The sequence below is a fragment of the Bartonella sp. CL70QHWL genome (assembly GCF_042194855.1).
Taxonomy (GTDB): domain Bacteria; phylum Pseudomonadota; class Alphaproteobacteria; order Rhizobiales; family Rhizobiaceae; genus Bartonella.
In genome coordinates, this window is record NZ_JBHINJ010000006.1 from 107,257 (window position 1) to 115,331 (window position 8,075).

6 protein-coding genes, 2 tRNA genes and 2 pseudogenes are annotated in these 8,075 nt (G+C 39.9%); 1 reads left to right on the plus strand and 9 read right to left on the minus strand.

The window, feature by feature from the left end; translation table 11 throughout:
* Positions 1-26: 26 nt before the first annotated feature.
* The 8 genes and pseudogenes from nuoG to ACFIJZ_RS04445 form a co-directional block, all read right to left on the minus strand.
* Entirely contained in the window at positions 27-2,096 is a 2,070-nt protein-coding gene (nuoG, locus tag ACFIJZ_RS04410; RefSeq protein ID WP_375631155.1) for an NADH-quinone oxidoreductase subunit NuoG, read from the minus strand.
* Between the two features lie 68 nt (positions 2,097-2,164).
* On the minus strand, positions 2,165-3,469 hold the full coding sequence (gene nuoF, locus ACFIJZ_RS04415) for an NADH-quinone oxidoreductase subunit NuoF (RefSeq protein ID WP_375631156.1): 1,305 nt from the start codon (positions 3,467-3,469) through the stop codon (positions 2,165-2,167).
* A gap of 145 nt (positions 3,470-3,614) precedes the next feature.
* Positions 3,615-4,287 (minus strand): annotated as a pseudogene (gene nuoE, locus ACFIJZ_RS04420) (NADH-quinone oxidoreductase subunit NuoE).
* Positions 4,287-5,477, minus strand: a complete 1,191-nt coding sequence (locus ACFIJZ_RS04425; protein WP_273791280.1) for an NADH-quinone oxidoreductase subunit D — start codon at positions 5,475-5,477, stop codon at positions 4,287-4,289. Before ACFIJZ_RS04425 ends, nuoE begins: the two are co-directional and overlap by 1 nt.
* A gap of 121 nt (positions 5,478-5,598) precedes the next feature.
* Positions 5,599-6,210 carry an NADH-quinone oxidoreductase subunit C gene (locus tag ACFIJZ_RS04430; protein WP_273791281.1) on the minus strand — a complete coding sequence of 204 codons (612 nt, stop codon included), beginning with the start codon at positions 6,208-6,210 and terminating at the stop codon, positions 5,599-5,601.
* Between the two features lie 14 nt (positions 6,211-6,224).
* Positions 6,225-6,806: an NADH-quinone oxidoreductase subunit B family protein gene (locus ACFIJZ_RS04435; protein ID WP_273791282.1), complete on the minus strand. Its 582-nt coding sequence runs from the start codon at positions 6,804-6,806 to the stop codon at positions 6,225-6,227.
* Positions 6,797-7,162: an NADH-quinone oxidoreductase subunit A gene (locus tag ACFIJZ_RS04440; protein ID WP_005773599.1), complete on the minus strand. Its 366-nt coding sequence runs from the start codon at positions 7,160-7,162 to the stop codon at positions 6,797-6,799. Before ACFIJZ_RS04440 ends, ACFIJZ_RS04435 begins: the two co-directional genes overlap by 10 nt.
* A gap of 298 nt (positions 7,163-7,460) precedes the next feature.
* Positions 7,461-7,537: transfer RNA gene (locus ACFIJZ_RS04445), tRNA-Asp, on the minus strand.
* 173 nt (positions 7,538-7,710) lie between these two features.
* Here ACFIJZ_RS04445 and ACFIJZ_RS04450 point away from each other — a divergent pair.
* Positions 7,711-7,786: transfer RNA gene (locus tag ACFIJZ_RS04450), tRNA-Val, on the plus strand.
* A gap of 100 nt (positions 7,787-7,886) precedes the next feature.
* Here ACFIJZ_RS04450 and ACFIJZ_RS04455 read toward each other — a convergent pair.
* Positions 7,887-8,075 (minus strand): annotated as a pseudogene (locus ACFIJZ_RS04455) (XRE family transcriptional regulator); the annotation flags it as partial.

The window sequence follows — 8,075 nt, forward strand, 5'->3', positions numbered from 1 at the left end:
ATTATTCTTTTTCCTTTGCCCTTACTTTACAGTACAGTTTGCGTAGAACGATTTTTTGCAAGAGATGAACATTTAGCCATAACAGCAGAAGCACGTGCTATCGGATTTGTTAAATAAAAGTCTTTAACCATAGAAGTAAATGTTTGACTCTCGAGAGAAACCATTTTTGAACCAAGCGCCTTAAGACCACTTATATCAGAAGGCACTATATCATCAACAGCACAAAGGTGTGGATAATCATTAAACAAGCATTGCCTTAATTGAGGAAGAGAATCAAAAGGGAGTTTTTGTCCTAAAATATCCGATAAAGCACGCAAAATAGCCCAATCTTCTTTTGCTTCACCTGGAGCAAAACCAGCCCGATTTGTCATTTGAACACGTCCTTCTGTATTCACATAAAGCCCTGATTTTTCAGTGTAAGCAGATGCAGGCAAAATAACATCAGCAGCATGTGCACCATTATCACCATGGCTCCCAATATAAACTGTAAAAGCTTTTGTATTGGCTAATTCTACTTCATCAGCACCAAGCAAAAATAGAACTTCACAGGTTTTAAGTATATTTGCAACCCCAAGCTTAGAAGTAAAGCCTATGTCTAACCCTCCAACAATCGATGCTGCATTATGAAGAACCCCAAACCCATTCCATGTCTCACTAAGAGCACCAATATTATCAGCTAATTTAGCAAGACTTTTTAAAACAGATAAACCTTCATTTCCTGAAACAGCCCCCTCTCCGATAAGAATAAGGGGCCTCTTCGCTTCTTTTAAGACATTAAAAAAAACATCCTCTCCACGAATAAGTGTCGTTAATGTATCACTCCCAGATCCAAGGTAAGAATAAGGATAACGTAAATCGACTTTCTCTCCAATTAATGCAATAGGAAAATTGCCCATCCGTTGGCGCTTTAAAATACGCGCATTTAAAACAGCTGCTTCATGACGTGGATTAGATCCCACAATAAGCAGTGCATCAGCCTGTTCAATACCTACAATTGTAGGATTAAAAATATAACTCGAGCGTCCAAACTCTGGCGATAAAGCCCCCCCTCTTTGACGACAATCAAAAAGCGTTGAGCCCAAAGAGCTCAATAATGCTTTAAGGGCATACATTTCTTCAACAGAAGCAAGATCTCCAGCAATGGCTCCAATTTTTTCTGGAAAAATTTTAGAGATCACCATTTTAATTTTTGCAAAAGCTTCTGTCCAACTGACAGGTTGAAGCTTTCCATCTTTGCGTATATATGGCTTATCAAGCCGCTGAGTCCGTAATCCATCCCAAATAAAACGCGTTTTATCAGAGATCCATTCCTCATTTACATCTTCATTCGTACGCGGCATAATCCGCATAACTTCACGGCCGCGGCTATCAATACGGATAGCACTACCAAGCGCATCCATCACATCAATCGATTCCGTTTTTACCAATTCCCACGGACGGGCATGAAACGCATAAGGTTTTGAAGTTAAAGCTCCCACTGGACAAAGATCAATAACATTTCCCTGTAATTCAGATGTCATAGCTTTTTCAAGATACGTCGTAATTTCAGCATCTTCACCACGACCGATCAAACCAAGCTCAGAAATACCTGCAACTTCCGTTGTAAAACGAACACACCGTGTACAATGAATACATCGTGTCATAACAGTTTTGACAAGAGGTCCAATATATTTATCTTCTACAGCACGTTTATTTTCTGTATAACGAGAACAATCTCGTCCATAAAGCATTGCTTGATCTTGAAGATCACACTCTCCCCCTTGATCACACACTGGACAATCCAAAGGATGATTAATGAGAAGAAATTCCATAACACCTTCACGTGCTTTTTTTACCATCGCCGTATTGGTAAAAATTTCAGGTGCTTCACCGTTAGGCCCTACTCGTAAATCACGAACCCCCATAGCACAAGAAGCCTGAGGTTTTGGAGGACCACCCTTAACCTCAACTAAACACATACGACAATTTCCAGCAATTGATAAAGATTCATGAAAACAAAAACGTGGCACTTCAACACCCGCCGCCTCAGCAGCCTGAAGCAACGTGTAGTAATCAGGAACTTCAATCTCTTTGCCATCAACTTTGATATTTATCATCACCCATCCAACCTGCGGATAACCCACTTAAAATTTGCATTCGGTTGCTCTTAGAACAAAATCCGTTATTAAACCGCTTCTAAAGCAATATTTTTGCTTTGGACTACATTTCGCGTGTATTCATCAATTCTACGCTCGATTTCCGGACGAAAATTACGTATCAACCCCTGTACAGGCCATGCGGCAGCATCACCAAGCGCACAAATAGTGTGTCCTTCAACCTGTTTAGACACTTCAAACAAAAGATCAATCTCGCGTTTTTGCGCTCTTCCTTCAACCATACGCCCTAAAAGACGCATCATCCACCCCGTCCCCTCACGACACGGTGTACACTGACCACAACTCTCGTGCTTGAAAAAAGCAGCTATACGCCAAATTGCCTTGATAATATCGGTTGATTTATCCATAACAATCATTCCCCCTGTGCCAAAAGAAGACCCGACATCTCTCATCCCATCAAAATCCATGATCGCATCGATCATATCCTCACCACGAACGACTGGACAAGAAGCCCCCCCTGGAATAACCGCTAAAAGATTATTCCATCCACCACGAACACCACCCGTATGTTTTTCAATTAATTCACGGAATGAAACACCAAGAGCGTCTTCAAATGTACAAGGTGCATTAACATGCCCTGAAACCATAAATAATTTCGTTCCAACATTATTTGCTCGTCCAATTGATGAAAACCACGAAGCACCCCGCCGCAAAATCGTTGGAACAACGGCAATAGACTCTACATTATTTACTGTTGTTGGACAGCCATAAACCCCCATATTGGCAGGAAATGGTGGCTTAAGCCGAGGTTGCCCCTTTTTTCCTTCAAGACTTTCAAGAAGAGCCGTTTCTTCACCACAAATATAAGCACCAGCTCCATGATGAATAACAATATCACAAGCATGCCCATATTTCGTTTTTTTGCCAAGTAACCCCGCATCATAGCACTCATCAACGGCAGCTTGAAGCGCTTCACGTTCACGAATATATTCACCACGAATATAAATAAAAGCAACATTGGCTCCCATAGCAAAAGTAGCGATTACACATCCTTCAATCAAAGTATGGGGGTCATGACGTAAAATATCACGGTCTTTACAAGTTCCAGGTTCAGATTCATCGGCATTGACAATCAAATAATGAGGACGCCCATCATTCTGCTTTGGCATAAAGGACCACTTCATTCCAGTAGGAAAACCAGCACCACCACGACCGCGTAAACCCGATGCCTTCACTTCGTCAATGATCCAATCACGACCTTTGTCAATCATCTCTTTCAGACCATTCCAATGCCCACGCAACATCGCAGCCTTTAATGATTTGTCTTTTAAGCCATAAATATTGGTGAAGATACGATCTTTATCAGCTAGCATACCTCACCTTTTTTCTATTACCCATAGCATTTTCCGCTTTTCCTCAAATGCAATTTTTAAATATCTTTTCAAGACTTCTTACTTTTCGTTAAATGTTGCCATCATGGGTAGAATAATAAAATATTTTTTCAAGAAAAATACTTAATTATGTTCCCATTCTTTCCTTATCCTTTTTTGGTGAAGACTTGAGAGATCTTTTTTTCTTTCTCATCATCAATAAGAGAAGTTAAACCACTAATCGGTTCCGACGATTTACGACTATTTTGTGGACCAACCGCTATCTCAGAACTTTCACCTGCTTCAAATGCATCAATAATTTCTTCAAGGCGTTCAGCTGTAAGATCTTCATAAGTATCTTTAAAAATCATAACCATCGGAGCATTAACACAAGCACCAAGACACTCTACCTCTTCCCATGATAAGGTTCCATCCTGATTGGTCGCAAAAGGTTCATGATGAATTTTTTTCTGACAAACTTTAATCAATTCATCAGAACCACGTAACATACAAGGCGTTGTACCACAAACTTGAATATGCGCTTTTGTTCCAACAGGCTTAAGCTGAAACTGAGTATAAAAAGTAGCAACTTCTAAGACACGGATATAAGCCATAGAAAGAATCTGAGCAATATGCTCAATTGCAGCACGTGTCACCCAACCATCTTGCTCTTGAGCGCGCATTAATAATGGAATTACAGCAGACTGCTGACGCCCTACAGGATATTTTTTTATGGTATTTTGTACCCATATCTGATTTTCTTTTGTAAAAGAAAACTCAGCCGGCTGATAAACATCATCTGCAAGACGGCGTACGGACATTAGCGATCAACCTCCCCAAAAACAATATCAATCGAACCCAAAATAGCTGTAGCATCTGCCAACATATGACCTCTGGTTAAAAAATCCATAGCTTGGAGATGAGCAAACCCAGGAGCACGCAACTTGACACGATAAGGCTTATTGGTCCCATCAGAAACAAGATAAACACCAAACTCACCCTTCGGAGCTTCCACAGCAACATATACTTCTCCAGGAGGTGTATGAAAACCTTCCGTATAGAGTTTAAAGTGATGAATCAGTGCTTCCATCGAGCTTTTCATTTCACTCCGCGTCGGTGGTACGATTTTGCGATCCAAGCTCGAAATCGGTCCATTTTTTTCAGTACTCAGTAAACGCTCCACACATTGGCGCATGATTTTCGCTGATTGACGCATTTCTTCCATACGAATAAGATAGCGATCATAACAATCGCTATTTTTACCTACAGGAATATCGAATTCCATTTCATCGTAACATTCATAAGGCTGACTTTTACGCAAATCCCACGGAACACCAGCTCCACGAATCATAACCCCAGAAAAACCGCGTGCCCAAGCTTCATCAATACTTACAACGCCAATATCCACATTACGCTGCTTAAAAATCCGATTTGGGGTCACAAGCGCATCAAGTTTTCCGAGAGAAACAAGAAATGGATCAATAAAATCACCAATATCTTCAACTAAAGATTCTGGTAAATCTTGATGCACGCCACCGGGACGAAAATAATTTGCATGAAGACGAGCACCACAGGCACGCTCATAAAAAATCATCAACCTTTCACGTTGCTCAAACCCCCAAAGCGGTGGTGTTAAAGCGCCAACATCCATTGCCTGTGTCGTTACATTAAGCAAATGATTAAGAATACGCCCAATTTCAGAAAACAAAACACGTATTAATTGCCCTCTTTTAGGAACTTTAATATCTAATAACTTTTCAATAGCAAGAACAAAGGCATGTTCCTGATTCATAGGAGCAACATAATCCAAACGATCTAAATAAGGACCCGCTTGAAGATAAGTCTTTGTTTCCATTAATTTTTCAGTACCGCGATGCAACAACCCAATATGTGGATCTACACGCTCAACAACTTCACCGTCCAACTCCAGAACCATGCGCAAAACCCCATGCGCGGCAGGATGCTGCGGACCAAAATTGATATTAAAGTTTCGAACATTGACCTCAGCCACAATCAACCCCTTGCTTTTTAAAAAACTTCATATCAAATATCAAAAAAATCTATCACGCTAAAAAATATTTAATTATTTAAGAAATACAGTACTCTAATATAATGCCTTATCAAAACCAATATTATTTTTTTTCATCTGCTTTTCCATCACGTGGCAAAGTATACTGTCCTCCTTCCCAAGGAGACAGAAAATCAAAATTACGCATCTCTTGGCGCAAAACAACAGGCTCATAAATCACTCTCTTTGCTTCATTATCATAACGGCATTCAACAAATCCTGTCACAGGAAAGTCTTTGCGTAAAGGATATCCTTCAAACCCATAATCTGTTAAAATCCGTCTCAAATCCGGATGTCCTGAAAATAAAATCCCATACATATCATACGTTTCTCGTTCATACCACTCTGCACCAGGATAAACCGTACAAGCTGAAGCAACAGGAGTATTTTCATCAGTACGAACCTTTACACGTAAGCGTAAATTCTCACGAGGAGATAACAATTGGTAAGAAACATCAAAGCGCTTATCGCGAGAAGGATAATCCACACCACTAATGTCTGTAAGATTAATAAATTGACAGCGAGAATCATCTCGAACAAACATTAAGACATCGATAATTGCATCAAGACGTGCCACAATGGTCAATTCACCAAAAGCAAGAACAGTCTCTTCAAGCTTATTTTTTAACTTATTTTCCAAATAAGCAGCAAGTTCAACCAATGTTTCATCCACCATGACAAGAAAACTCTCTATCGCTCTATGGATCCGGTACGACGGATTTTTTTCTGTAACAACAATATGCCGTATAATAATGCCTCTGCTGTAGGTGGACACCCTGGAACATATATATCGACAGGCACGATACGATCACATCCCCGCACTACTGAATAGGAATAATGATAATATCCCCCACCGTTTGCACATGACCCCATAGAAATCACATAACGTGGCTCAGGCATCTGATCATAAACCTTCCTTAAAGCAGGCGCCATCTTATTTGTGAGCGTACCAGCAACCACCATCACATCGGACTGGCGGGGTGAAGCTCGTGGTGCATATCCAAAACGCTCATTATCATAATGAGGCATTGAGCATTGCATCATTTCGATAGCACAACAAGCCAAACCAAAACTCATCCACATTAAAGAACCGGTACGTGCCCAAGTAATCAAAGCATCTGCCGAGGTAACTAAAAAACCCTTATCTGATAATTCAGCATTGATATCACGAAAAAACTTATCATCAGATCCTATCAGCCCACCAGTATTTGGATCAATGATTCCTTTTGGTTTTGGAGCTGTAATCGTTGAATTATTAGATCTTAATTCCATTCAAGAGCTCCTTTTTTCCATTCATATATAAATCCAATAGTCAAAATCGCTAAAAATACAATCATCGACCAAAAGCCAAACATACCTATTGATTCGAATGAAACAGCCCAAGGAAAAAGAAAAGCAACTTCAAGATCAAAAATAATAAATAAAATTGATACCAAATAGAAACGAATATCAAACTTCATGCGTGCATCACTAAATGAATTAAACCCACATTCATAAGCCGATAACTTTTCAGGATCGGGGGAACGATATGCTACAATGTAAGGTGTAATCAACAAAACTCCAGCAATAACCGCTGACACAATAATGAAAATCAAGACTGGTAAGTAAGAGCTCAATAAATAAGCCATAACCCTCTTCCATCGTAACGAAATGCCTGAGTTAACACAATGATTCAATATTGCGAGACCAAACAGACAAATTTAACAATCGCTCTATTAACTCTATTCATACTGCTTCAAAGGCATACAGAGCGATACTTTTCTTATCGGCATAGGTAACGCAGAGCAAAGAAAGACGCAAGCCCTATTCTTATAAACCATATAAAAAGAAAGAAAAAACATATTTATCCCCCAATCAAATACTCCACCACCTCACTTATAGCATATGGATACTTAAAAAAAGGAAATTTCATAAGGAATCAAGAAATGGCGCGAGTGACGGGGCTCGAACCCGCGACCTCCGGCGTGACAGGCCAGCACTCTAACCAACTGAGCTACACCCGCGCATTTTTTTCGAACCAATTTAATTTGGTACAAGCGGTCGTGTAAGGGGTTCACGCGTTTATGTCAAGAAGGATTATGCATTTTTAAAAAAAATTATCAAATACCATCTTTATTCTTGCGTTTAGAAAAATTTTTCCTTAAAGAGTCTCCATTCAATTGCTGATCATTGCATTGGGCGATTAGCTCAGCTGGTAGAGCGCCTCGTTTACACCGAGGATGTCGGGAGTTCGAGTCTCTCATCGCCCACCATATAGCTTTATATTCCTATTAAGCTGTTGATTCTTCATATGTTTTTTTAAGTGAGGGACGCGTAAATAAAAGTTAGGGAATAGGATTTTGCAACACGTCTCTATAGGACGCCTCTTTTTTTGCAAACTTTCTCAAGAAAGTCTTTTAATTCTGCTAAGTTTTGTTGTGAAAAATTCTCTAAATTTCTAACAAACTCACCAACAGCTTCACATCTCAACGGATCAGAAGTCTTGATTGTAAAACTTTTGCGACAAGCATCCGATTCTCTTCTCAAAATTTCTGCTACCTC